The 25,555-nt window shown below is 42.6% G+C and carries 23 protein-coding genes and 2 pseudogenes; 21 read left to right on the plus strand and 4 right to left on the minus strand.

Annotation, left to right across the window (positions count from 1 at the left end; all coding sequences use genetic code 11):
- Window positions 1–131: 131 nt before the first annotated feature.
- Window positions 132–2,249 (minus strand): Piwi domain-containing protein, encoded by a 2,118-nt coding sequence (locus MHH46_RS07125; protein ID WP_076193568.1) that lies wholly within the window; start codon window positions 2,247–2,249, stop codon window positions 132–134.
- Between the two features lie 157 nt (window positions 2,250–2,406).
- Between MHH46_RS07125 and sigK (MHH46_RS07130) the strand changes: the two are divergent.
- The 7 genes and pseudogenes from sigK (MHH46_RS07130) to sigK (MHH46_RS07160) form a co-directional block, all read left to right on the plus strand.
- Window positions 2,407–2,919 (plus strand): annotated as a pseudogene (gene sigK, locus MHH46_RS07130) (RNA polymerase sporulation sigma factor SigK); the annotation flags it as partial.
- 194 nt (window positions 2,920–3,113) lie between these two features.
- Window positions 3,114–3,476 carry a toxin C-terminal domain-containing protein gene (locus tag MHH46_RS07135; protein ID WP_076193565.1) on the plus strand — a complete coding sequence of 121 codons (363 nt, stop codon included), beginning with the start codon at window positions 3,114–3,116 and terminating at the stop codon, window positions 3,474–3,476.
- 53 nt (window positions 3,477–3,529) lie between these two features.
- Window positions 3,530–4,057: a hypothetical protein gene (locus MHH46_RS07140; protein WP_076193563.1), complete on the plus strand. Its 528-nt coding sequence runs from the start codon at window positions 3,530–3,532 to the stop codon at window positions 4,055–4,057.
- A 192-nt stretch (window positions 4,058–4,249) separates the two neighbouring features.
- Window positions 4,250–4,519: an RHS repeat domain-containing protein gene (locus tag MHH46_RS07145; RefSeq protein ID WP_076193560.1), complete on the plus strand. Its 270-nt coding sequence runs from the start codon at window positions 4,250–4,252 to the stop codon at window positions 4,517–4,519.
- 175 nt (window positions 4,520–4,694) lie between these two features.
- Complete coding sequence (locus MHH46_RS07150; RefSeq protein WP_076193557.1) at window positions 4,695–4,970, plus strand: hypothetical protein; 276 nt, start codon at window positions 4,695–4,697, stop codon at window positions 4,968–4,970.
- A 134-nt stretch (window positions 4,971–5,104) separates the two neighbouring features.
- Window positions 5,105–5,383, plus strand: coding sequence for a hypothetical protein (locus MHH46_RS07155; protein WP_139330139.1), 279 nt, complete (start codon window positions 5,105–5,107; stop codon window positions 5,381–5,383).
- Window positions 5,384–5,423: 40 nt separating this feature from the next.
- The gene (sigK, locus tag MHH46_RS07160) at window positions 5,424–5,996 is read left to right on the plus strand and encodes an RNA polymerase sporulation sigma factor SigK (RefSeq protein WP_405132581.1); all 573 of its coding nucleotides are present in this window, start codon (window positions 5,424–5,426) and stop codon (window positions 5,994–5,996) included.
- 219 nt (window positions 5,997–6,215) lie between these two features.
- Here sigK (MHH46_RS07160) and MHH46_RS07165 read toward each other — a convergent pair whose 3' ends face one another.
- Window positions 6,216–9,374, minus strand: coding sequence for an amidase family protein (locus tag MHH46_RS07165; RefSeq protein WP_081387906.1), 3,159 nt, complete (start codon window positions 9,372–9,374; stop codon window positions 6,216–6,218).
- A gap of 855 nt (window positions 9,375–10,229) precedes the next feature.
- Between MHH46_RS07165 and sigK (MHH46_RS07170) the strand changes: the two genes are divergently transcribed.
- Window positions 10,230–10,772: an RNA polymerase sporulation sigma factor SigK gene (sigK, locus tag MHH46_RS07170; protein WP_076193552.1), complete on the plus strand. Its 543-nt coding sequence runs from the start codon at window positions 10,230–10,232 to the stop codon at window positions 10,770–10,772.
- A 400-nt stretch (window positions 10,773–11,172) separates the two neighbouring features.
- Here sigK (MHH46_RS07170) and MHH46_RS07175 read toward each other — a convergent pair whose 3' ends face one another.
- Entirely contained in the window at window positions 11,173–12,138 is a 966-nt protein-coding gene (locus tag MHH46_RS07175) for a nitronate monooxygenase family protein (RefSeq protein WP_076193549.1), read from the minus strand.
- Between the two features lie 304 nt (window positions 12,139–12,442).
- Between MHH46_RS07175 and MHH46_RS07180 the strand changes: the two are divergent.
- From MHH46_RS07180 to MHH46_RS07235, 12 genes and pseudogenes are all read left to right on the plus strand, one after another.
- Window positions 12,443–12,702: pseudogene (locus MHH46_RS07180) on the plus strand (sigma factor); the annotation flags it as partial.
- A 504-nt stretch (window positions 12,703–13,206) separates the two neighbouring features.
- Window positions 13,207–13,365 (plus strand): hypothetical protein, encoded by a 159-nt coding sequence (locus tag MHH46_RS07185; protein WP_248547758.1) that lies wholly within the window; start codon window positions 13,207–13,209, stop codon window positions 13,363–13,365.
- Window positions 13,289–14,236: a Gfo/Idh/MocA family protein gene (locus tag MHH46_RS07190; RefSeq protein ID WP_256719255.1), complete on the plus strand. Its 948-nt coding sequence runs from the start codon at window positions 13,289–13,291 to the stop codon at window positions 14,234–14,236. Before MHH46_RS07185 ends, MHH46_RS07190 begins: the two co-directional genes overlap by 77 nt.
- Window positions 14,237–14,878: 642 nt before the next feature.
- Window positions 14,879–15,358 carry a carbohydrate-binding family 9-like protein gene (locus MHH46_RS07195; RefSeq protein WP_081387905.1) on the plus strand — a complete coding sequence of 160 codons (480 nt, stop codon included), beginning with the start codon at window positions 14,879–14,881 and terminating at the stop codon, window positions 15,356–15,358.
- Between the two features lie 224 nt (window positions 15,359–15,582).
- A complete protein-coding gene (locus tag MHH46_RS07200) occupies window positions 15,583–16,461 on the plus strand; it encodes an ABC transporter ATP-binding protein (RefSeq protein WP_256717228.1) in 879 nt (292 codons plus the stop codon).
- On the plus strand, window positions 16,458–18,917 hold the full coding sequence (locus tag MHH46_RS07205) for a hypothetical protein (protein ID WP_076125362.1): 2,460 nt from the start codon (window positions 16,458–16,460) through the stop codon (window positions 18,915–18,917). Before MHH46_RS07200 ends, MHH46_RS07205 begins: the two co-directional genes overlap by 4 nt.
- Window positions 18,914–19,606 carry a hypothetical protein gene (locus MHH46_RS07210; protein WP_076193545.1) on the plus strand — a complete coding sequence of 231 codons (693 nt, stop codon included), beginning with the start codon at window positions 18,914–18,916 and terminating at the stop codon, window positions 19,604–19,606. The genes MHH46_RS07205 and MHH46_RS07210 overlap by 4 nt, the downstream gene beginning before the upstream one ends.
- Before the next feature lie 26 nt (window positions 19,607–19,632).
- Window positions 19,633–20,226, plus strand: a complete 594-nt coding sequence (locus MHH46_RS07215) for an RNA polymerase sigma factor (protein WP_076125358.1) — start codon at window positions 19,633–19,635, stop codon at window positions 20,224–20,226.
- A complete protein-coding gene (locus tag MHH46_RS07220) occupies window positions 20,201–21,178 on the plus strand; it encodes a hypothetical protein (RefSeq protein ID WP_076193543.1) in 978 nt (325 codons plus the stop codon). The genes MHH46_RS07215 and MHH46_RS07220 overlap by 26 nt, the downstream gene beginning before the upstream one ends.
- A 12-nt stretch (window positions 21,179–21,190) precedes the next feature.
- Window positions 21,191–21,841: an ATP-binding cassette domain-containing protein gene (locus tag MHH46_RS07225; RefSeq protein WP_076125354.1), complete on the plus strand. Its 651-nt coding sequence runs from the start codon at window positions 21,191–21,193 to the stop codon at window positions 21,839–21,841.
- 436 nt (window positions 21,842–22,277) lie between these two features.
- Window positions 22,278–22,754: a hypothetical protein gene (locus tag MHH46_RS07230; protein WP_076141168.1), complete on the plus strand. Its 477-nt coding sequence runs from the start codon at window positions 22,278–22,280 to the stop codon at window positions 22,752–22,754.
- Window positions 22,755–23,033: 279 nt separating this feature from the next.
- On the plus strand, window positions 23,034–23,693 hold the full coding sequence (locus MHH46_RS07235) for a YitT family protein (protein WP_248547753.1): 660 nt from the start codon (window positions 23,034–23,036) through the stop codon (window positions 23,691–23,693).
- Window positions 23,694–23,748: 55 nt separating this feature from the next.
- Here the strand turns inward: MHH46_RS07235 and MHH46_RS07240 are convergent, their stop codons facing one another.
- Window positions 23,749–24,165: a MerR family transcriptional regulator gene (locus MHH46_RS07240; protein ID WP_076193540.1), complete on the minus strand. Its 417-nt coding sequence runs from the start codon at window positions 24,163–24,165 to the stop codon at window positions 23,749–23,751.
- Window positions 24,166–24,285: 120 nt separating this feature from the next.
- Between MHH46_RS07240 and MHH46_RS07245 the strand changes: the two genes are divergently transcribed.
- Window positions 24,286–25,335 carry an NAD(P)-dependent alcohol dehydrogenase gene (locus tag MHH46_RS07245; RefSeq protein WP_076193537.1) on the plus strand — a complete coding sequence of 350 codons (1,050 nt, stop codon included), beginning with the start codon at window positions 24,286–24,288 and terminating at the stop codon, window positions 25,333–25,335.
- Window positions 25,336–25,555 lie beyond the last annotated feature (220 nt).

Genomic DNA, 25,555 nt, shown 5'->3' on the forward strand with positions numbered 1-25,555 from the left:
TGCTGTATTATTTCCTGGTGAGAAATAAAATAACAACATGTAAAAACGAAAAAATATGTTGTTCTAAATGTATTAGATTCTGGATTATCATAATAACAAATAAACCTCCCAGTATGTGGGAGGTTTATTTGTTATACAAAATGTAGCGATTTGCCAGAATCGAGCGGAAGCCATTGCCGGTTAAAGAAAGTAGAGCTTAAATCGGCATAATATGTAGTAACGGGAAGGCGACATTTTAATAAGGAACCAATATGCATGAACGAAAGATGATAAATATCTTGAATTATTGTTTCGATTGGTAGTGATCCCTTTTTCTTGATGATTTTAATTGGTTGAGCTGTACCGACACGAGGATGAGGATTAGTAGCGATGAGATACGCTAGATCGTCTCTAACATAGCAAAGCCCTGGTTTTGTTTCCCAACCTTGCTTATCAACGTTTAGAGCCATACGACGATTCGTTTTCTTGATAATTTCTACCATGTCATATTCTACACCTAAACTATTCATCACTTCGTCTAGACTATCTAAATCTTCTCTACAAAATCCATCACGATGAAACGTAATATGCTTTGGTCTTTCATTGTAATGTTGATGATATTGATCTATCGCTGAGTACACAATTTGGCACATAGTCTCATGGCGGATTTTTTCGCCGGCTTCATTAGAGGTATTTGCCCTACTGGACAATACTCTACCGTCTTTTCCTACGATCTGTACAATACCAGTAGAGTGTCTGCCAGCTTCATGAGATACATCTAGTCCAATAAAACAATCGGATGATAGGAATGAATTTAAGATCCACGGTTGAATGCCTGATTTAGAATAAAGCCCCAATAATATATTACCTAGAATGTAGTCATTAGCTTTTTGAAGAGTTTCCATAGTTATGAACTGAGTCGGTACTGAAGAATTCCCTCCGAACTCCTTCTTTACCGTGTCATACCACATGCCTGAAATTTTTTCTGGGATTATCACGAGCGTCAACTCTTGAAATGAATTTTTCGTAAGCTCTTTAAGCAGGATGGCAAGTTGGTGTGGATTTGTGAAATCAATAGATTTGTTCCGATAGGCTCCTGATTTTTTTAAGATTGATAATGGTACACCCCATTTATGGGATAGCGTATTCAGTTTATCATTAAAGTCAGTTATGACATCGAGTTTTGTGTCTATCAGTTCTGGGTATACAAGTAAATTAACGGATAAAGGTTTTGAGGCTACAACACCGCCCTTATCAAGTCCATATTTAAGCTGTGTTTGAGTAACATTTTTTCCGAATTGAAGAGTAGGATTTGACAACTCCAATATTTCATACCCAGCTTGCTGGACTAGGAGCTTTTGTCTATTAAATTTAATTTTATCAGTGCGTGCTAATATTTTTTGTATTTCATCCAGCAATGTTTTAATTTTTTGATTTGCGTTTTGTTTATAAATTTCTGATGTTTGGCGCACTACACTAGAAGGAAGTGACTCAAAAGTAAGCTCTTTTTGTAGCATAGCTGGTGCATAAGCAATGCGAGTTCCATTAAATGCTTTTAGATAGACAACAGGCATACTCTGTTCAAGTTTATCAACTTTCCAAGCTTGCTTTCGTTCTTTAGTAAAATAACTAACAACTGATTGATTAAGTTCTGGAATTGCATCATTGATTGTAGAATTGGAGATTTCCACAAACTCATAATGAAGATTGTTATATATATCAATTACTCGATCGCCTTTAAAAATTGCGTTTGATTTTATTAAATCATATACCGATGCATTTGTACGATAACTATGATTTAAATCAAAACCAATGGTAATTTTGCCCGTATAGTCTACAGTAATATCACATTGTATAACCCTATGTATTGAAATATTTTCTACGACTTTTTCAGCTTTTAACCACGTGAATTTCCGACTTCCAGCAGCAATTTCTTTTTTTGGCTGAACACTTTCAATAGTTCTTAAAAGTAATCTTTCCAAGATAGTTCTCTCTGCTAGGATAGTGGGATTAATTGAGCGAATTTCATATTGAGTGAATGTGTACTCACCCCAATTTTCAATAGGTTGCCAGCTTGCAATATAGTGATTGAAAAAATCGATAACAAGCGACCTGTTTAATTTTCTTAAATCAAAAGAAGCATTTCCGTTTTCTGTATGTTGTTCAAATACATTACGCACAGGTAGCGTATATAAATGAATATTTAGAACGTTTGTATTCGTGTCTGATTCCCATTCTGTAAGTACGTAGTGTGTTAGTGGTGTATTCATAATCTGTTCTGTTCACTCTCCCTATTGGCCTATACCGCAAAATCCATATGGAATATTTTAACTATACAATATATCCCATGCATCATCTATAAACATCTTTAAATAAGGGTTCTAAGATATTATTTTATTACAAGGTGATTTTATATCGTGTCGTGTCCACAACCTCAAAAAATTCGATAATACTGGGGAAGACATGGAGGATTTAATCTCCATAGGCACCATTGGCTTAATTAAAGCCATCGAGAGCTATCGTCCGAACAAAGGGACAAAACTGGCCACATTTGCGGCTCGTTGTATTGAAAATGAAATTCTGATGCACCTAAGATCCTTGAAGAAAACACGGAAAGACGTATCTCTGCACGATCCGATTGGGACAGACAAGGAAGGTAATGAAATTACACTTATCGATATCCTTGGCTCATAAGCTGATGATGTTATTAAAGAAGTGGATTTGAAGATCGAGAAGAGTAAGATTTATCGTAATCTTGATATTCTGGATGATAGGGAAAAAGAGGTTGTCGTTGGGCGATTTGGGCTAGATACAGGTGGGGAAGAGCGGACGCAGCGGGAGATTGCGAAGGAGCTTAAGATCTCGCGGAGTTATGTGTCGCGGATTGAGAAGCGGGCACTTATGAAGCTGTATCATGAGTTTTATAAGGCGAAGCGCTAGGATGTTAGGAAAAGTTAAATATTTACAATAGAGTATTTTAAAAGCGACTTGCCAACAGGGAAGTTGCTTTTTTATTATATCAGATAGATGTGCAAGATGAATAAAATGTTGGAACATCACTAGATAGAAAGAATCTCTAACTCCTTTTATATACAGGTGAAGTATACGATGAAGAGACAGGTCTTTACTATCTAATGGCACGATATTATGATCCAAGTATAAATGAGGATACGTATGAAGTGCAGATTGATCAATTAATGAGAGATTATGGAAGATTTCAAGTTATGGGCGATGCTATGCTTGGCGCTGCTCTAAGTCTATTTTCCGGTGGAAGTAAAGATAAAGTTTTAAAAACTCAAGTAAGCGGTAAAACCTTAAGATTAATAAATAAAGAAACAGATATGTTAGCGGAATATTTGGGTTTTACAAAGACGAAAGTAAAAATTAAGGGTAAACTAGTGTATAAAAATGGTAAACTCTATATTGCCCAAGATCTTGATTTGCATATCGGAGGTATATGTAAATTGATTCAAAAAAAGGGATATTTGGTTGAGTAAAGATACTCATTTGGGTACTTATGATGCGTTATTAAATAGGATTGGAGATTGAAATGTACAAATTCTTTTGGAGGATTACTAAATATAACCCAGCTAACCGTATTAATGATGTATACACAAAAAATGAATGGACTTCAATAAGTGATGTCGGGAATTTGTATCCATCTGGAGATTTTTTAATTGAAAATTATTTAGAAACTGAATCATTATATATAACGGCTATAAATTTAATAATGAATGAGAATAATTTAAACACAATTCAAGTAGTAGATCTAGAAAAATATAACTTTGACGTGGAGAAAGCTGAATTCCATTCCATCTACACTGACGAGATGAAAAGTATTTATAACAGTGTGAAAAATGGCGACTATATCTCTGTGTACGAGTTGAAATTACTTTCTCAATTAATTTTAAGAGAAAAGATTTGGTGTAAATTTCAAATTAGAGAGATGTTTGTTCACTTTGGTTTTGATTATTACATGTATTTAGGGAGTGTGAAGGAATGTAATGATTCTTTAATAAAGATCATTAATTCAGGTTTATTTGTTGAGAGTTTTGAATCACCTTATTTAGAAGAATAGTAGTGCTTTAGCCACATACGAGTGTAATAACTCTATGTGGCTTATTTTTTGTAATTTAGCATTTGACATTCTGAGTATGGCGGTGGTTGAGAATATAGTTATGATGCTCTAAATCGTCTAACCTCCGTCAACGATGCATTAAAGCACACACGCTTTACGTACGATGGGGATGGTCAACTTGCGAAAGTCACGGTGCAAGCTAAAGGTGGAACGGAGCAAACGCTGAATACCAAGAGCTATAACAAAGTTGGGTTTTTGACGAGCAAGCTGGACGGGGCTTCTCAAAGTAAAAGCTTATTCTATAATACATTAGGGCAATTAACCAGCAAAACCGATCGTAACGGCAGTGTGTTTGGATACAGCTATGACGAAATTGGCGCGCTCAAATCCAGTACGGTCAGCGGGATGATCAATAACGTATCGCAGACACAGAAAACCGAAGTGATCTATAACGACGGTTAGATCTAAAAATGTAAAGGCATCGATGGATAGCTCTAACTCCTATAATAAGTTGAGGGCGGAAGTCAATAGCCAACGGAATAGTACAAAAGGGAAGGTTTGTTGAGAGTCAAGGAAAATGGTGATTTTATCAGCCTTTATCCTGGTGCAGATTCCACAAGAGTGACAAGGGCAATCAATGAAACAAACGGTGGAAGATGAAAAGATGAGTGCTAATTTTAATGCAATAATATTTACAAAAAACGTAATTGAATTAAATTGGCTTCTCAGAGTCGTGCAAGTAAAAGGGCTTAAAGCTATCAATGAGATTGAGTCTGTGGAAAATTGGGACTTTGGCGATTTGCAAATTCATGCGTGTGAAAGTAGTACAAATGAAATTATAGTGCTTCTTAAGGAAGGGAGAATTATATCGATAAATGGAAAGATTAGCTCCAATAAATTTGTTGTGATTTAAGCAAGATAGGAAATATTTACGAGACAAGTATTTCTCTAGACACAAAAGATTTTACTTACTTAGATTGTGATACGCTTGATGAACTTACTAGGCTTTTTTATGATGAAATCTCGGATATATTGTTATCTACTGAGATGGCTAATAATTTAATTGTTTCAGCATTAGGCGTGGAGGTGATTGTGGAATATTATGACGATTTTTTAAGCTCTAATATTACTGATGTAGACATTAGAGAGTGTACTGAAAATTCTTATAAAGAAGCAATCATTCAGAATGAATTATTACACCGAGCTGTTGATGGTACGAAAATAAAAAATGATTACATAAATCAAATTCTACAAAAAGGTGATTTTCAAAGTGATATTGATTATTTGGTATCACAATTTAGAGGGATAGGAAATTTATTTCACTAAGAAATTTATTAATTAATCTAGAGGGAATTAATAATCGTCAATGCAGCGTACCATGTATTTTGGATGTAAGCGTCATTTGGAAATGACATCGTATCGTGTCCACAACCTCAAGAAATTCGATAACACCGGAGAAGACATGGAGGATCTGATCTCCATCGGCACCATCGGCCTGATTAAAGCTATTGAGAGTTATCGTCCAAACAAAGGAACCAAACTAGCCACATTTGCAGCACGTTGTATTGAAAACGAAATTCTGATGCACCTAAGATCCTTGAAGAAGACTCGTAAAGATGTATCTCTGCACGATCCAATTGGGACAGACAAGGAAGGTAATGAAATTACTCTCATCGATATCCTTGGCTCAGAAGCTGATGATGTCATTAAAGAAGTCGATCTGAAGATCGAGAAGAGCAAGATTTATCGAAATCTCGATATATTGGATGACCGAGAAAAGGAAGTTGTCGTGGGACGGTTTGGATTGGATACAGGTGGGGAAGAGAGGACGCAGAGAGAGATTGCTAAGGAGCTGGGGATCTCGCGGAGTTATGTTTCGAGGATAGAGAAAAGGGCGCTGATGAAGCTGTATCATGAGTTTTATAAGGCGAAGCGGTGAGACTGATGACAATTACACAGTAATAATCTATTAATAATAAAACTTGAAAAGCGACTTGTCTACGGATGAGTCGTTTTTTGTGTGGATAGGGTTAGCCCTACTTATGGTACGGTTCATCGCACTATCTGTAACGGCAAGTTATAAGGCCATCCCTTTCGGGATGGCCTTTCCTGTAAACGTGGTTACTCGAGTACTCTGTCATTTTTAATTGAATTTCTTTTAATTAGTAGTCTCTAGTAATCTGGAAACAATTGTTGCAAACTCTGCTCTAGTAATATCTTTTTCAGGCTTAAATGTACTGTCTGCGTATCCTGTAATAATATTATTGGATGCGAGTGCATCAATGGAATCATAATACCATGCATTTCTTGTAACATCTTTGAATGATGTGTTTCCAGTACCTGTTAGCTTAAAAGCTCGAGTGATTAGTGCCGCTAATTCACCACGGCTAATCTTCTCATCTGGACGGAAGCTTCCGTCACTATATCCGTTCATCAAGCCTGATCCGGCAGCTGCACCAATAAACTTATTCGCCCAATGAGTTGGAGATACATCTATAAAGTTACTTTCTTGTCCTTCAAGTTTCATGTGCGTTGCAATTACCTTGATGGCTTCCGCACGAGTCAAACCTGAATTTGGACGGAATGTTCCATCGGAATACCCCGTCAATAATCCCTTAGCAATTAGTGCGTCAATGCTTGTTTTTGCCCAATGATTCATTGTATCTACAAAACTAACAACTTTCGGTTTATCTGCTGGTGTTATTGTTTCTGCAGGTGCCGGTGTTTCTATAGGCGTTGTTATTGCTGGAGGTGTCACTGTACCTCCTCCGGTATTTGGATGGGTTGGTCCATTATCTGTGTTTGGATCAGGATTAGTAGAGTTTGAAACGTATTGAAGTGCTGGAGCAAATGTTGTAAGTAGTCTAGCTTGACTTTGTTGCTCAAGAGCGTAGCTCATGCCTAAAACTTTTGCATCGTCCCATGCTCTACCAACCAGTTGCATAGAGATAGAATATCCGCTGTCATTCGTTCCTACAGGAACAACTACCGTAGGTAGACCCATAGTAGAGGTTAATACGCCTGTGTTACGGTCTGAACTTAATTGAGAAGCTGCTGCGTCATTGTTATATACGTCACTAATAAAACCTGCATAAACAACAGCATCAACGCCATTCGCGTCCATCCAGCTTTTAATAACATCCTTATAGTCAGTTCTATACTTAATGTAATCTTGTACAGCCTGTTCAGTCATACGAGTTGGGGTACTATATCCTCTTTGATTATAGATAAGCACTTTATCTGAAGCTAGTACACTTGCTCCATCAATATAAGGGAAGTCCTTATGCAACTCAATATAACGTGCCCAACCTTCAGTAGATCCATTAATACCTGAAGGACGACTAGGGCCTGATGGTACAGCTGACATTTCAACCATAGTCGCACCCGCTGCTTGAAGCTCTGAGAACTTATCCATCACTGCCTGTCCAGTATCATCATCAGCATATGCAGATACAAAGGATGCAGGAATGTATCCAATTTTCTTTCCTTTCAATGCATTAACATCCAGAGATTCCTTCCAATCCACTGGACGCTTATGATCTGCATCAGCAGTGACTGTGAAAATATCCTGTGGGTCCGTACCCGTTGTAGCATTCAATATAATGGCTAGGTCAGTTACTGTTTTAGCAATGGGACCTGCATAATCTTGTCCCCAAGTGAGTGGCAGTACACCTGTAGTACTTGCCATACCGTCTGTACCCCGGAAGCTTTTTAAGCTAGCGCCTGTAGTTGGTGCATAGAGAGATACCCCTGTTTGCGATCCCATTGCTGCTGCTGCAAAATCAGCTGCAACAGATACTGCAGACCCGCCGCTTGAGCCAAAAGATGTTTTCGATGGATAGAGTGCATTCCATGTTTGCTGCCAACCGCTTTCACTAAAGCTTCCGCTGTTAGCAAACTCAGAAGTATTTACTTTACCAATAATTACAGCTCCAGCTTCCCGCAGTTTTTTCACTTGGAATGCATCAGAATCAGGCTGCCAGCCTTCAAGAGCTTTACTGCCACCGGTAGTAGGCATATCCTTTGTATCATAAATATCTTTTATCGCAATTGGAATACCCAATAAATCACCTTTTACACCTTGTGCACGGGCATCGTCAGCAGCTTTTGCTTGGTTAAGCGCAGTTTCAGATACATGCAGGAATGCATGGAATCCCAATTGTCCCTCATCGTATACCTTGATTCTATCTAAATAGGCTTGAGTAATTTGTACAGAAGTAGTTTTGCCAGTAATCATATCCTGCTGCATTTCTGCAATGGATTTATTCTTAACATCATACGGCGATGAAGTTACTAATTCTTTAGGTGCAGGAGCATTTGGTATAACCAGATGATCTCCAGTATCAAGTCCCTCTATAGCAGATATATCCCAGTTGCTAATTGACCGAATTTGTGCGTTTGTTAATCCTGTTACATCCAGCAGACTATTAAGTCCATCTAGCATAGCAACCAGATTTTTCAACCCTTCTTCACCAGCTTCTCCAACTTGTACATAATTTACTAGGGATTTCGATTCGCCCGGCCCAATATTTAGTGAATTAATGAACCCATAGAAATTCGCTTCATTTCCATACTCAGCTAAGGGTATTGTGAAGGGATCCTGTTGCTGATTACCTAGACCGGTTAATCCATTATCAAACGGCTTTGGAGATCCCACTGCAACGCCTAGCGGCTTATTGTTTTTGGCGCTACTATCTACAACAATCCATGAATCATCTGTAGTTACCTTTAGATCGCCTGAATAGGTTGCCTTAACTACTGAAGCATTTGTTGTTGTACCATATCCTAAAGAGCCACCGAATGATACATCAACTTTTATTGCCACATCATTTTTATTAGTGAAAGTATCAAAGAATCTCGTTCGATTATGAATAGTATCCACATACACCTCACGTGTTACTGTTACATTTCCTAGATTTACAGATTGAGCCGAAGTAAACTTATTAACGCCGTCATATTTCAAGTCAAACCCACGCATCATTTGACCATTCATCAGCGGAGCTGAAGGCGAGGACACTTTAACAAAGATATTGCCGAAACCTTGTACTTGTGTAGCACCAACTGTACGTAAACTTCCTGTGTCTAAGCTAGGAGCAAAAACATCGTGAATCTCCCATACTGTGCCACTTTCTGAAGTAACTCTAGTTAAAGCGTCAGCTGTTTGGAACGGAATTACACTCGTAGCAATAACAGATAACACAATTGAAGTAGCTATAAATTGCTTTTTACTCCAATTTTTTTTTGCTGGTGAATATTCAGATCGGGAGGAACCAGAATGCTCTCTTTTAGTTTCACGTAGACGTTTGAACTTATTCATGTGCGTAATCTCCTTTTCCTGTATGTATTTTATTATTTAATGTTAGGAAATATAACACTAGTATTTGTTCTAGTCAATGAATATAATGAATTTAATATATTTTGAGTTTGTAAAAAGGAAAAAAAGGCTCTTTTAAATTATTTTATGTAATGTATATGTAAACTATTGTGTTAAATAGATTACAATTTATGATAGTTTTTGGGGAATCCATTGGATATTGAGTATCATCATCTGGCTGCATCACCAAAAACCTTGAATTTCACTTATCTTTATGTGAATTTGACGAAATCAAAAAGAAGAGGAACAGCTAAAAATTAACGGAGAATATTATGTTTTTCATTTCATGAAAGTGGAAGATTCTATATCGGAGCATGGCATAAAGCAGAATCACTGATGATTCCAGATGCATAGCCGCAAGATCACTAATGGGCATCCTGAAAAGAGTAAAGTATCTGCTGGGAAAGAAGCCATAAGAATAGCCAGGTAGTGTATCTGGAATAAGTGGGATTTCATTGTGGAAACCATTTTAGCGGGTGATAACGTTATAAGGCAGATGAGGATGCAAAGGAACAAGGCTTTGAAATTATTGTGTTTTATATGGGACTAGCAGATGTTCGGCTAAATATTGAATGTATTGCTCTACGTGTGAAAAACGTTAGCTATCATATTGAAACCGAGGATATTGTTAGACGCAATTTAACAAGTATGAATAATCTGATATCTTACTTAGAGTTGATTGATCAAGTAAAGTGTTATTTAAATGGATTACCAGGATGTACACAAGAAATCAATCGGAAACTACAAATTAAATATAATATGCAAAAGGAAACCAATTCGAATCAGAATCGATCGTAATTGGTTTATTTTTTGACATCACATCGTGCCCATAACCTCAAGAAATTCGATAACACTGGGGAGGACATGGAGGATCTGATCTCCATTGGCAACATCGGAATGATTAAAGCTATTGAGAGCTATCGTCCAAACAAAGGAACAAAGCTAGCCACATTTGCAGCACGTTGTATTGAAAACGAAATCCTGATCCACCTAAGATCCTTGAAGAAAATACGTAAAGATGTATCTCTGCATGATCCAATTGGGACGGACAAAGAAGGTAATGAAATTACACTTATCGATATTCTTGGCTCCGAAGCTGATGATGTCATTAAAGAAGTCGATCTGAAGATCGAGAAGAGTAAAATATATCGCAACCTAGATATTCTGGATGACCGGGAGAAAGAAGTTGTGGTGGGTAGGTTTGGGCTGGATACAGGTGGAGAAGAGAGGACACAGCGGGAGATTGCTAAGGAGTTGGGGATCTCGCGGAGTTATGTTTCGAGGATAGAGAAGAGGGCGCTCATGAAGCTTTATCAGGAGTTTTATAAGGCTGAGCGGTAAACTCATAATCACAAGGTAGTATCCGTTAACCGGCATACATAGAAAGCTTCAAGGACCATATTTAAATTTTTTAGAGAAGATATAGTTCAGCGAATTTTTGTATTAAACCAACTCATAAAAATACATGAGAAAGGGGGAGGGAAAATTGTTAAGTGGTGCTCTGAAGAGTACATATATCCAGTCATCTTTTGCGATTGGGCATATTGCATTTTGGCTGTGAAGATATTTAGCTGTTGTTGCAATTAAAAAGAAAGGTACGGAAATCTTTGGTTAATACAACACAAAAGCTTATTAAATATAACTAAATTTGAGTATCAAGCGAAATAAAAAAAACCACTTATGCTCGGAAATCCCAAGCTTGCTTAAGTGGTTAATCGTGCTTTTGAATCTTATAACAACCTTAAGTTGTCGGGTTCAATGCCCCTTGATACTCATCCATTAAATTGTCGATAATCTGCTGTACGGACAAAATCTCTTTAATCTCATGAACTCTGGACCCAGCAAAAACCAATCCGTTCTTAACATCTCCTCTAAGGGAAGTGAGCAGGGATTCCATTGTACAGAAGCGATGTGAACAAACCTTTAGACAATTATAGCATTTGACTATCTTTAATTTGGCATCATCACTGATCCGGTCCGTAAAATCATTCCGAATCGCTCTACCTTCTAGACCCACAGTAGACTTGATTAGGACAGTATCTCCTTGCTGAGCATCTACATACTTTTGCTTGAAGGCTAAGGGAGCATCACACTCAAGGCTAGCCACAAAACGGGTACCCATTTGAACACCAGATGCGCCGATCCGAAGGGCTTTTGCGATATCATCCCCTGTTAAAATTCCACCCGCAGCAATAACAGGAATTGAAACGGCCTCTAAGACTTCAGGAAGGATATCAAACATGGATCTGTCTGTACCTAAATGGCCTCCAGCTTCGAACCCTTCCACAACGACTGCGGAGGCACCAAGTCTTTCGGAAATTCGGGCTAATTTGGCGGATGAAACAATAGTTACGACAGGAGTGCCATATTCTTTACCCCAAGCATAAATATCTCTGGAAATTCCGGCTCCGGAAATAATAAAGTCAACCTTCTCCTCCAAAGCAATCTTCATTTTTTCGGCAAAGTCCTTCACTGCGAATAGTACATTCACACCGATGTAACCATTTCCTTTAGAGAGTTTTCTTGTTTTGCGAATATGCATTCTCAGCTCATCAGGAGGGATCCCTGTACCAGAGATGGTGCCGATCCCGCCTGCATTAGCTACAGCAGCGGCTAGTCCACTTAAGGATATGCCTACACCCATTCCACCTTGAATAACAGGAACTCTCGATTTAATATGTCCGAATTGTATTGTTGGAAGTTTCAATTACACACCTCTTTTGCAAGTTGTTGACATTATTAATACTCCTCTAGAGTAATAAGATATATCGTAACACAGCTAATTCTTTCCCGGATGTGACTGTAAACATGCTCAAACTATGTTAAATATCATGTCTTTCAACTGTTAAGTTGTTGATATCAAGTGAAAATTTAAGAAAACGAAGTGACTATTAAAAAAAGGACAATGAATAACAAAAAAAAGAGCCATCCATCCGGTAAAACCTTCATACTTCTATCAACGCTTTTCTATCAAGAAAGTGGATTTTGACATCGTATCGTGTCCACAACCTCAAAAATTCGATAATGCCGGAGAAGACATGAAGGACTTAATCTCCATCGGAACCATTGGCTTGATTAAAGCCATCGAGAGCTATCGTCCGAACAAAGGAACCAACTAGCCACATTTGCTGCTCGTTGTATTGAAAACGAAATCCTGTTGCACCTGCGTTCGCTCAAGAAAACACGTAAAGACGTATCTCTGCACGATCCGATTGGGACAGACAAGGAAGGTAATGAAATTACACTTATCGATATCCTTGGCTCTGAAGCTGTATCATGAGTTTTATAAGGCGAAGCGGTGAGGATATTAGATAATAACTTAAGATTCACTATAGAGTGTTTTAAAAGCGACTTGCAAAAAGGGAGTTGCTTTTTTATGTGCGCCCAGCATTGGCAATCTATAGGGTTGAAGTTCCGCATACATCGTACAAAAATGGCAGACCTTGCGGCAAGCGATAGAAGAAAGAACCTATGAACCGAGCCCCTCCCCTACATAGAATTAGAAGGAATAACGGAATCGTGCAAAAAGTAACTTTCTTTGCTAAATAAAAATATCCATCATTCTTATATAATAAAGGTGACAAGGTATCATAACAAGATGCAGGTTATTCTGTAGTAGTCCGGTATTGTACAAATGTAAGAGAAGTATATGCATGAAGAATGGTAAATCATCAATGCCCAAGAAGACTAGACGTTGTAAGGAGACTTCGGTTTCTCCCAACAAGGAGCTTGGATCAACATAAAATAACCTCTGCGAGTGAGAAGGATAGGATGGATGCATCATGAAAAGGTACGGGGCGGTCGTGATAGGCTGCGGTTATATGGGCTCTCTCCACTTGGACGCGATATCACGACAGGTGCGGGTCCGGTTGATCGGCGTGGCGGATTGGAACCGGGACAGGGCCTCCTTAGTGGCAAGCCAATACGGAGCTGAGTGTTGGAGCACGGATTACCGGGTCTTGATAGAGCGTGATGATGTGGATCTGGTCATTATCGCCACGTACCCGTCCTCCCATCTGGGGATCGCAAAAGATTGTCTCGCTGCAGGGAAGCATATCCTATGCGAGAAGCCGATGGCGGGCAATGCACGGGAAACACAGGAATTCATGAAGCTGGCCCGTGGAGCTAAAACCAAGGTGCTGATCGGTCACATCCTTCGCCATAACACTACGTACCAGGCGGTTATGAAGATGATCCGGGAGGGCGCCATCGGCTTCCCTTTGGTCATCCGGCTATCCCAATTGAAGCCCTCCAAAAATTGGGCTTCCCACTTATCCCTGCTCCGGGACGTCTCGCCGATCGTGGATTGCGGCGTCCATTATATCGATGTGATGCGTTGGGCTACAGGGGCGGACGTAGTAAGCGTCAATGGGATCGGGCAGCGTCTCTACGAAGAAGTCCCGCCGTATACTTACAATTACGGACTCATGACCCTCCGTCTGTCGGACGGCTCCATCGGCTACTTTGAGACAGGGTGGGGCAAGGGGCTTCCGACTGATAACCGGAAGGAATTTATCGGACCGGCAGGCCGGATTCGCATCATATACAAGAACGAACGACCGCGAGAGGATCAGCATCTGGGGAATCTGATCGAGGTCGAAGACTACCAGAAAGGAGCGGTCCGGCAGATCAATATGGACTTCTCCGTAAAGCCTACGGGTGCCCAGCTGGACTATTTCCTGTCCATGCTGGAGAACAACTTGCCCCCTATACCGGCAATGGAGGAAGCCTGCCGGGCGATGGAGATCGCTCTCTTAGCCGACCGGGCGATACATGAAGGAATTACGTTACCTTGCGCGAAATAAGGGTTGACCAACATGGTGATGGTAACAGGGGATGAACCGGTGCATGGTGTACACCTGCTGAGGAATAAATTGTCCACACCCATGTAAAGTACGGCAGCCGACATCAGTCAGTCGAACTGAGGGATGTATACGGTGCCGTCGGGTACCACCCGCTGGATCATCAACGGATTGCAGGGCTAGTAAGCTCCGGAGCCATATTCCGGGAGGTTCCATTCGGCGAGGTGAAGGTAGATTTCGACGCATTGCAGGAGAACGGATACGGGGGGATCTGACCATCGATCGGGAAGTGGGGGATGCGCCCGAGGGGATATAGAGTGTGCAGTTCCATCATCCGCCAATACAGGTAACGGCAGACGGCCGTGCGAAATTTCGGGGATCGAGACTGCGTATTGGAAAACCGGTAAGTCGCGGGTCTAAATAATCAAGTTAATTAATAGGGTTGTTTTGCTGTGTTAGCCTAGTGGGATTTCCAACCGAAGGGAATGAACCATGGAAAGAAAATTAGAAACCTTAGTGATTTCCCGCCTGATAAATCAGACGGATGTTTCAGTTACAGAAGATTTCCAGATCATTAAACAGTATCAATGGCTTAAAGGATATAACCCGGTCGTTACAGCAAGATTAAATTACAGTTAGGAGGATCTGAAGCTTCAGTTTAAGGTTTACGAACAGAATCCAATACGAACATATAGAAACATGAATGATCCTGTGTATAAGGATAGCTGCATCGAGTTCTTTTTTCAGCCTTCTCCGGATTCGGACCAGCGCTATATGAATTTCGAATTTAATGCGAATGGCGCAATTCTCTTGCAGATAGGGGCGGATCGGTATGATCGCTTCCCAATCACTATCAATCCAGCACTTTTCCAAGTCCTATCCACCACGGATCAGATTAATGATAAAGGGGAAGCGTATTGGGAATTAAGCTTTTCGATCTCATGGGCATGGGTACAATCTTATTTTTCGGATTTTCGGGCAGTGCCGGGAAAAAGGATAAGAGGAAACTTTTACAAGTGCGGCGATGAAACGGTTTATCCGCACTTTGGAACATGGAGCAAAGTTCATTCGAACAAACCAGAATTTCATAGAAGCTGTGATTTTGGGATTCTGTACTTAGAGTAACTGCGAAATGCAGGTTAATGAATAACTTCCGAAGCCGCATATACGGGGTTGGAGGTTTTTTTGTCGTAGTAGACACATCGAACAAATGTCATATTGGCAGCGCAAGGATACTATTATTTTAAAAAATCACCTGTTTTTTAAACTTTTAGAAGGGAGTGTCGTTATACTGTTCGACAATCTACTCGTGCGCACGGTAGTTGGCCAAGTACGAATGGAGGCAGGTAATGATGCATGTAGTTATCCAGCAATTGTGCAAAAAATATGGCAGTAAACAAGTACTGAACGGAATTAACCTGACATTGGGTACGGGTATGTTCGGCTTACTCGGTCCCAATGGGGCGGGAAAATCAACATTGATGCAAATATTGGCAACAGTAATACCGAAAACATCAGGGGATGTACAAATTGGACATTGCAAGCTTGGGCGGGATGAACGTGAAATTCGTGGCTTGCTTGGCTACCTGCCACAAGAGTTTGGCGTATATCGCAAGTTGACAGGCGCAGAATATCTCGATTATGTCGCGTCCATGAAGGGCATTACAAATGGAAAAGTCCGGAGGAAAGCAGTAGCCGAAATGTTGCGCCGAGTCAATCTGGAGGAGAAGCGCCATGTGCGTATAGGCAAATATTCTGGCGGGATGCGGCAGCGCATCGGTATTGCCCAGGCGCTGCTAGGTGATCCGCAGTTCATTATTGTGGACGAGCCTACGGCAGGGCTTGATCCCGAAGAACGCATGCGATTTCGTGATATGCTGACTGAGCTGGGTAAAGATCGTACTGTGCTACTGTCTACACATGTCGTCGCCGATATTGATAATAACTGTAAGAGTATGGCGATTATGAGCGGAGGGCGCATCGTATTTCACGGTACGCAAGAACAATTGCTCCAGCGTGTGCAGGGACAAGTGTGGACGGTCCAAGTGGGTGATGAGAAGCTTGCAGAGCTCAAAGAAACTGCAGTCATCGTGACTGCAAAGCGTTCAGGAGCCGGCTATGAGGCGCGTGTTCTTGCCAGTTCTGTCCCATTACCTGGAGCAGTCCAGGCAAAGGCAGGACTTGAGGACGGATATATCGGGGTCATGAGAGCGGGGAATAGCCAATGAGCCTGATTCGCTATTACAAAACAGAGTGCAAGCTACTGCTGCGTGGCCCAGGCTTGTATCTAATGCTGGCAACTGTGGTCGGCATCCTGTATTTGATGTTTCAGAACGCCGATGCCAAATTGGATCGTGCAGTATACGTGATGGATATTTCTGAGGTGTATTGCCTTGTAGCCCTCATTATTTTGCCTTTGCTGGCAACAGCGATAGCACGGCGGGATGAAGAATGGAAGACAGCAACCATGATGGCTACCTTTCCGTATCGAACATGGGAAATGGAGGCTGCACGCTTGCTCTGTGCTGTAACCCTTCCGTTAGCAGCTGCGCTCGTGCCGATGGGGGCTTATGTATGGTTGGTCGTAAATGATGGCATCTCATGGGGAATGCGTGAATGGTATACCTCTGCTGTATTGGCTTCCTTTGCCATCCCGATGTTATTTGCAACTGTAATTGCCTACTTAGTAGGTATCCTTATCCGCAAGCGATACAGTTACTTGATCAGCTTCGTCCTGTTGCTTAGCTTGGCAATTATTTTACCGGAATTTTTTAAGACCGATCGCCCTTCTTTTTCATTACCCCCTCATACGCAGATTTGGTTCGATTATTCACTAGTTAAATATATTGGTAAGTCTTACTCACGTATGTGGGGATTTATATATGATCCGGCATTTTGGCTGCATCGCGGCATCGTTGCAGCTTTAGCAGCAGGAATGGTCATGACTGTTCTACTTGTAGTATGTAGACGCAGGCGGGAACGGGTCAAGGCATGGCTTGTCTATCCCACGATGCTGATTCTAGGTGCAGCATTGTTATGGGCAGGTAGTGCGATGTACGGATACCTGCAGGAACGGGCAGATATTGCGGATGCCAATGAACGTTTCTATCGCGAACGTCTTACTTCAGCCAATGATATCACGCAACAGCGTGAATTGGAGCAACTGCTCGTTGCTGGAATTGCAGCGGGTAAATATTCGGAGGCGGATATTGAGGAAATGTCTCGGATCACCCTTAACACAAACGGGAATACCAGCAATCCGCTCTCGGTATCGCATATTAAAGATCTGCTTGTCGGAATGAAGTTCCAGGATCTACACATTAACAGCTACAAGCTGAAGTTGGAATTACTGCCGCGGCATGGGTTAGAAATACAGGCGACGATGCAAGCAAGCAATGGACAAGCGGCAACACTAGAGCGATTCCCAATCATGCTGCGACATATCTTTGATGTACAGGAACTGAAGGTGAACGGTGCTGCTGCTGCCTATGAGTGGGAAGAGGCTACAGATGTACTTTGGATCAAGCCTGCAACGGATGTTATGCCAGGGGAGCATCTGGAGATCGAGATGACATATAGAGGTACCCTAAATGATTGGCGGCATTATTATTCCGTCGCTCCTAGCAGGGATAGATGGGAGCAGATCGCTGTTGTCGACGATAACAGGATTTTCCTGCCAGCTTTCTATGGCTGGTACCCTGTTATCGGCAATAGCCGGCTATCGGAATTGCTTACCGATCACTACGAATGGGGGCGTCACGCTACAGATATTCTGGACACACAACTGCCGCGCCCTATGGCGGGCTTTGAAGTTGCTATCACAGGGCCAAGTGGCTTGAAACTGTTCTCCAACGCCTCTGTCATTACTAGTAAGATGGCTGGAGAGAAGGGAGCGACCATCACGCGCCTGGAGCTGGATGAAGCAAGCGGACTTACATTATTTGGGGGCGATCTGCAACTTGCAGAAGCGACGGCAGACGGCAAGACGTTGCGTCTGTTGGCATCTGGTCAATTGCCTGCCCGTTCTGTCGAAGAAGCAGCACAGTTCGCAGCCAGGCATTACGCCCAAGCGGCGCGTACTTTGAAAAAGTTGGATGGAGAAGCTGCAACGAGTTTTCCCCAGACGGTTACTATGGCACTTGCCGATTATCCGTATTATAGTTTGAATATGGTGAGTATGAGCACCCTTGGCATGGTAGATGCATCAGTTGGAGGTCCGGAAGCTCGCGATGTCCACTTTTTGTCTAAGGTGTCTGTGTCAAGTTATTTTGGGGCGGAAATTGATCGAGGGAAAAATGGGAATATCCAACTGAGAACGGGGCAGTACTGGCTTGATTACAGTGCCAAACGTAGAGAGATTAGAAATGCGAGAATGTTAAATTTAAACGCCCAATATACACTGAATAACTTTTTTCAGGCTTATAACGAGCTCAAGCTGGTCGGAGGGAAACTGCCAGATCGACTGTTCGAACCTGTTAGCAGCTATTTTTTGAACGGTACACCGAATCAGGTTTATGACCTTATGAATACCATATACAGCCAGTACGGTATTGAAAGTGTCTACGATGTCATCAAGCTTGTCTATGACAGTATTGGCACAGAGCAGCTAATCGAGGACAGTGATGAACAAATGGAAGCGCTTCTGCGAGGCTATTTGCAAAGGAAAATGGAGGGAGGACAATGAAGGTTGCCCTCATTCTTTTGTCCCGTGCAAAATATGCTTGGCGCATCCTATGGGGCGGCTACTTGCTAGCTATAGCTATTATTGCGGCGCTGATAGCAGCTGGTTGCCTCATGCTGCCAATGATGATGCCCTCTCCTGGTTTTTATCATGTCAAAGTGGCTTTTATATTTGTGCTGCCTTTACTTGCGATTGCCTTGAGTGCTGCCTTGTTCGCCGATGATTTCAGTGAGGGTACTTTTGCCCATCATTTCAGCTATCCATATTCACAATTACTCGTGTTCGCCGAGCGAGGAGCGGTCGCTGCGCTAATGCTAGTTATCTATGAAGCAGCGTTGCTCTGGGCAATTGACCGCTGGGCGATCGTTTTAAGTACGGCACAACTAGCTTACATAATTAAACATAGCCTCAGTGTGAATATGTTCCTTGGCGGTCTGGCGGCATTGGGCACTCTGCTAGGGCGCAATATGGCTGTCGGGCTAGGAGTGGGGGCAACGGTGTGGCTGCTGGAGTATTTTATGTCCAGTATGCCGCTCAATCGGTACTATTTATTTCAAGCCGTCTGGCCGGTGAGCCGGTTCACAGATAAATCGCATAACGCTATCGCATTATTTGCAGCAGCTGGAATACTGCTTTTCTGCTGTATGCTTCTATTGGGGAAAGGCAGAGGTTGGCTCGTGTGCAGGCAATAGTGCTGAGCGAGAAAGGAGAGAGTCAAGTGAACAGCAGGGCTGTTGTTACGGATGAGCAACTGCTCGAGCAATACAAGCAAGGGAATACAGCCGTGCTGGAGTTGTTCGTCTATCGGTATCATCAGACCATCTATGCGTATTTATACCGACTGACCAGCAAGCGTCAGCTCGCAGAAGATTTGGTGCAAGAGTGTTTTGTCAGAGTATTCACGGCTTTGCAAGCTGGTCGGTTGCCTGAACGGTTTCGACCATGGATTTATCGAATTGCGACGAACCTGTGCCGTGATGTATGGAAGTCCGGAGCTTATCGTTATGAAGTAGCGGCTAAGGATACCGGAGTGTATGATGCGGCAGATGGCGGTAAGGATACGGTAGCGTCTTTTTTAGACAAGCAATATGAGCGTGAAGCAGTCATTGCTGCCCTTGGCGCTTTGCCTGAGGAGGAGCGGCAAATTGTTATTTTGCGTTTTTATGAGGAGCTCAAGCTGGATGAAATAGCCGAGTTGCTGGAACTGCCGCTTGGAACGGTCAAGTCCAAGCTGTATCGGGCGTTCAGGCGACTGGCCCATACATTGCAGAAAGGGGAGGATCAGGATGAGTTACATATCCGGAGCCGGTAGCGCCGATAAGGCTAGTCGCGACAGTCAACTGCACAGGGAATTGCAAGAGCAGCGGCAACTAGAGGAAAAGGGTGAAGCAGCAGCGGATCGATGGGAGCATGACCAGATCGGAGCCGTATTCAGCCAACTGGATCGCTATACCGTCGATGGTCCCAGCGGCCAGCAGACGGAATCTCTGCTGGCGCTTGCCGCCACATATGCCACACAGCCTGAGTGGGCGGTTGCTGTACCCTCTTCCAAGCGAGTGGCAAGACATGACAGGCCTGGGCGGCAAGCAACTGTCGCTATATCTTTACCAGTAAGGCTTATGCAACGCATGGCAGCTCAGGTAAGGACGATGCATTGGCTGTTTTGGCTTACATCAGCGCTTATGATTGGCATAGGAGCAGTCGTTGAGGGGCTGGTAGCAAGTGAATGGTTCAGTAGCTCTGCCAAGCCGGATGTATTTTTATTTACGATTCTGTTGCTTCCTGTAGCCAGTGTGGCCTATTCACTCCGATCCATGCATAAGCCAATGAGTGAGCTTGAGGCGACCTTTCCTGTTACACCCGTACAGCTTATGGTAGCCAGAATAGGAACCATACTGCTATATGACCTCCTTCTAGCGCTGTTGTTTTATGGAATACTCGTTATGACGGGTACCAGCGGTGAATTCGGATCTAACACTACTTTACTGATCACAGATCTATTACTGCCGATCTGCCTGAGCGCTTTTGCAGCGCTGGCTGCAATGCTTCGTTTCGGGACATGGCCTGGTACCGCGGTTGTGCTCGCAGTGGGCGTCATCCAGTTTTCCGCTGGCGAGAGGCTTGGCGTATTTCAATTGTTCAGCGAATACGGGTCCGAACACTGGCTTGCAAGCAAGCTTGTTGCTGTTAGTCTGGCAATAGCGCTGGGTGTTATAACAAGTATTTTGCTGCGCCATCGGCATTATTACAAGCAATATGGATAGGAGGGAAGAGTGGTGCGAGGAGCTGAGCTAAAACTTACCGCGGTTGAACTTCTTGCAGATAATGGTCACCTGCTGCTAGGGGATGTGAATCTGGCTTTGCCGCCAGGCTGGTATGGTCTGGAGGGCGCCAATGGCAGTGGAAAAACAGCATTGCTCAAAGCGATAGCTGGTCTATACCAGCCTGTACGCGGCCTGATTACCTATCAGCTTCATGGCGTGACGTTGTCAGGCAATGCTTTCAAGCCTTATCTGGGCTACAAGCCACAGCAGGCAGCGTACTATGACAATATGAATGTCGAGGCATACTTGCGTTATGTGGGTGAGATGAAGCTGATGCCACGGGCAACCATTGAGGAACGATCTCGTGAGCTAAGTGAACGGCTCGGGCTTACTGCCGAGTGGAAAACGCCCATTCAGCGGTTGTCAGGCGGCAACAAGCAACGGCTTATGATTGCTCAGGCGATGCTTGCTGATCCATGGTTTCTGCTGCTGGATGAGCCTCTCTATGGCATGGATATCGAGATTCGTTTCCTGCTGCTAGACACGTTGTACGAAATGACACCTGGCACAGTCGCAATCTTTTCAGGCGCTTTGGAGGGCCTACAGGGAGGTTGGTTGGATGCTGTGATCAAACTTGAAAATGGTACAGCGGCGCTGCACTGATGCAGCGCCGTTTTCTATATTAAATCATCCTGCTGCGGCTGCGAAACTTGCCTGGCGGATAGCCAGACATTTGTTTGAACCATTTGCTGAAGGGGTGGATAGAGTCGGCCTCTAGATGGCTGGCAATGGAGACTCTTCTACTCTTATCATTGGCAAAGAACGGGGAGTTTTGAACACAAATAAAATAATGAGAAGTGACAGATTGCTTGGGTAGTGTTGGGATAATATCAATAATTGGCGAACCAGCCGATGGAATAAATGGCGTGATTTTCTCTTTGAATGGAGATTTTTTGGTACCTTATTGTCAGTACAATCATACAGAGAAAAAAAGGAGGAGAACCCAGAATCATGCACACCAAGAATAAGGGGAAGTACAATGATTTTTCGAGATATTTACGGATAGCCAATTGTTGCGGAAGAAGACGAAACACTTCCCTTGGCTCATCCTGATTTGATGTTGTTTTTGCTTAACACCACAAATGTAATTGATAGTGTTGATTATAGACTGTTCAAAATAAAGGAAACAGCTATCGTTCAATTTTTTGTAACGGACGCATTTAAACAACTAGTGGAACTCCATGACCTTAAGGGCTTAGATTTCTCAGAGGTATACGATTCAGCTTTTACTGCAGAAAAAGAAGAAGAGCAAGAACGTAATTACCAAGCTGCCCTTGATTTCATAGAGCGCAATAAAGGAATTGAAGTTTCATATGATGAGGCTCGTTTCCTTATGGAGCAGGAAAAAGTTGTTGCCAGCGGAAAGTGGAGAATGCAACTAGATGAGAATGGGGAGCTATGGCTTGCGAATTTGACACCTGATTTGATTTATTGCTGGGGCCAGCCAATTTATATTCCTCCTGTGTTAATGCTTTTTCAATGGCATGAAGTAGAGAAGTCTGAAATTAACTTATAGAACCCGGTGGAATGAAATATACTCTTATGAAGCTTTATCATCATTTTTAAAAGGCTAAGCGCTGAGCTTAAAGTCATAAGTTAGATCCGTTAACACTAAAGTTTTACAAAGGCGACTTATCTGCGGACGGGTTGCTTTTGTTTTTTTCAGTTCCCATCAAAACAATATAGTCCTGACCGATCTGCTTATCCAAATCATTGAATACTATCAATAAAGATAACCGTCAAACAATAGAATATATGATATAATGACGTGGTTGTTGTAAGGTGCAATTTTAATATGAAAAATAGGATGGGCAATATGAAGGGTTATCTTTATAACGTGGATAAAAAACGATTGATTATTATGGTTATCGGCAATGTATTTCTGGGCATGGGAATTAGTATTTTTAAGCTGTCCGGCATGGGGAATGATCCCTTTAGCGGCATGGTGATGGCTCTTGCAGAGTGCGTGGGTATAACATATGCAAATTTTCTGATCTTGCTGAACCTGGTATTGTTTGTAATCGAATTCATCACCGGACGAAGGTATATTGGAGCAGGGACTTTTGTAAACGCAATCTTTTTGGGGTATATCGCTACGTTCTTTCATAGTACTTGGCTATCTCTGTTAGGCGAACCTCAGCTGTTATGGCAGCGGGTGGTCGTCGTAGCGATTGGCGTGGTGGTATGCAGTTTTGGGGTATCCCTGTATCAGACATCGGCTGTGGGAGTCGCTCCTTACGACAGCCTGTCCCTGATTATGAGGGATAACGTCCCGAAAATATCTTATTTTTGGCACCGGATGTTTACGGATGCTCTTTGTGCTTTGATTTGCTTCCTGGCAGGAGGCGTTATAGGCTTAGGTACTCTAGTGTCCGCACTTGGTTTGGGACCCATTATTCATTTTTTTGATGTGAATTTTACGGAGAAGCTGCTGGCAAAAAAGCGTCCAAATTAAGAAAGGCGGGGCAGACCAATCTGCCCCGCCTTTACTGTAATTTGAAGGTCCATTTTTAATGAGTAAATGCACTCTTAATGTTATTTTTTTTATGAACATCTTCCGTGCCGCTATCCAAGGCGGTCTTGTAGTAGAAGCATTTATGGTCTATGACTTCCATCGTTTTTTTCAATTCTTCCATCTGTGCTTCTACAGAAGCTTTCCGCTCCAGGAACATATCATATCTCTGCTGCAAGGTGGAGTCCCCCTCAGAGCACCACTCAATGAAATGTTTTATTTCCTTAATTGGCATCCCGGATGACTTCAGGCATTCAATTACTTTTAAAGCATCCATATCCGTTTCTTTGAAAACGCGTTTCCCGCTGTGGGTTCTTTCTATAAAAGGCAAAAGTCCCTCCTTGTCATAGTAACGCAGGGTATGTGATGTCATATTAAAATATTCTGCAACTTCACTTATGGAGTATGTTTTCATCATCTATCTCCAGTCTTAATTATATTTTATGCTTGACTTAGAGTTAACTTTAAGTAATAACATAGGTTTTGTAAAGTCGACGTTACAGCTTTTTATATTAACTAGAAGAGAGGTTTCACTATGATAAAAGTAAATGCACGTGCTACATTCAGTCAGGAAGGCCCGTTCAAGCTAACTACAATTGAACGCCGGAATCTGCAGCCGCACGATGTTCTTATTGAGATTAAATACGCTGGCATTTGCCACTCGGATATTCATACAGCCCGCGGGGAGTGGGGACCGGTTAAGTATCCACTTGTTCCAGGGCATGAGATCGCCGGTATTGTCAGCCAGGTCGGTTCCAAAGTTACAAAGTACACAGTCGGCGATCGTGTAGGGGTAGGTTGTATGGTTGACTCCTGTGGAGAGTGCAGTAATTGCCAAAAAGGTGAGGAGCAGTATTGCCTGAGTGGAAATACGGGCACTTATGGAGCTATCGACCGGCACGGTCACTATACACAGGGCGGGTATTCCACGCACATCGTTGTAACAGAAGACTTCGTGGTCCGGATTCCTGACACTATTCCGCTTGATGCGGCTGCACCGCTTTTATGCGCAGGAATCACCACCTATTCACCGCTGCGCCATTGGGGAGCCGCTCCCGGCAAAAAAGTAGCTGTAGTGGGTCTTGGCGGGCTTGGGCACATGGCTGTGAAGATTGCTCATGCCATGGGAGCTGAGGTTACTGTGTTATCACAGTCACTGAAGAAGAAGGAAGACGGATTGCAATTAGGAGCGGATCATTATTATGCGACCAGCGATCCGGAGACATTTAAGCAGCTTGCCGGTTCATTCGATCTTATTGTGAATACAGTAAGCGCACAAATTAATATTGATGCTTATCTTTCACTTCTGGCATTGGATGGTACATTAGTCAATGTTGGTGCGCCCGCTGATCCATTGGCAGTTAACGTATTCTCGCTGATCGGCCACCGCCGTTCGTTTGCCGGATCGATGATTGGCGGAATCCGTGAAACGCAGGAAATGCTTAATTTCTGCGCTGAACATAATATTGCTTCTGAAATCGAGGTCATTTCTGCTGACCGGATTGATGAAGCCTGGGAGCGTGTGCTTGCTTCAGATGTCCGTTACCGGTTTGTCATCGACATCAGCACGATGGGGAACGAATAAGAGACGCCTTCATTCTTGACCTCGGTTCGTGGCCACAACCTCAAGAAATTCGATAACATAGCGGGAATTTGCTAAGGAGCTGGAAATCTCACGCAGTTATGTTTCGAGAAGAGAAAAAAGGCGTTGTTGCATACAGCAGCATATGTGTATAAATGCTAAATAGGCAGAGCAGTGCTTCTACCATTGGGGTAGGAGGACGGCTCTGCTTATTGTCGTTACT

The organism is Paenibacillus sp. FSL H8-0175 (genome assembly GCF_045040615.1).
Lineage (GTDB): Bacteria > Bacillota > Bacilli > Paenibacillales > Paenibacillaceae > Paenibacillus_AQ > Paenibacillus_AQ odorifer.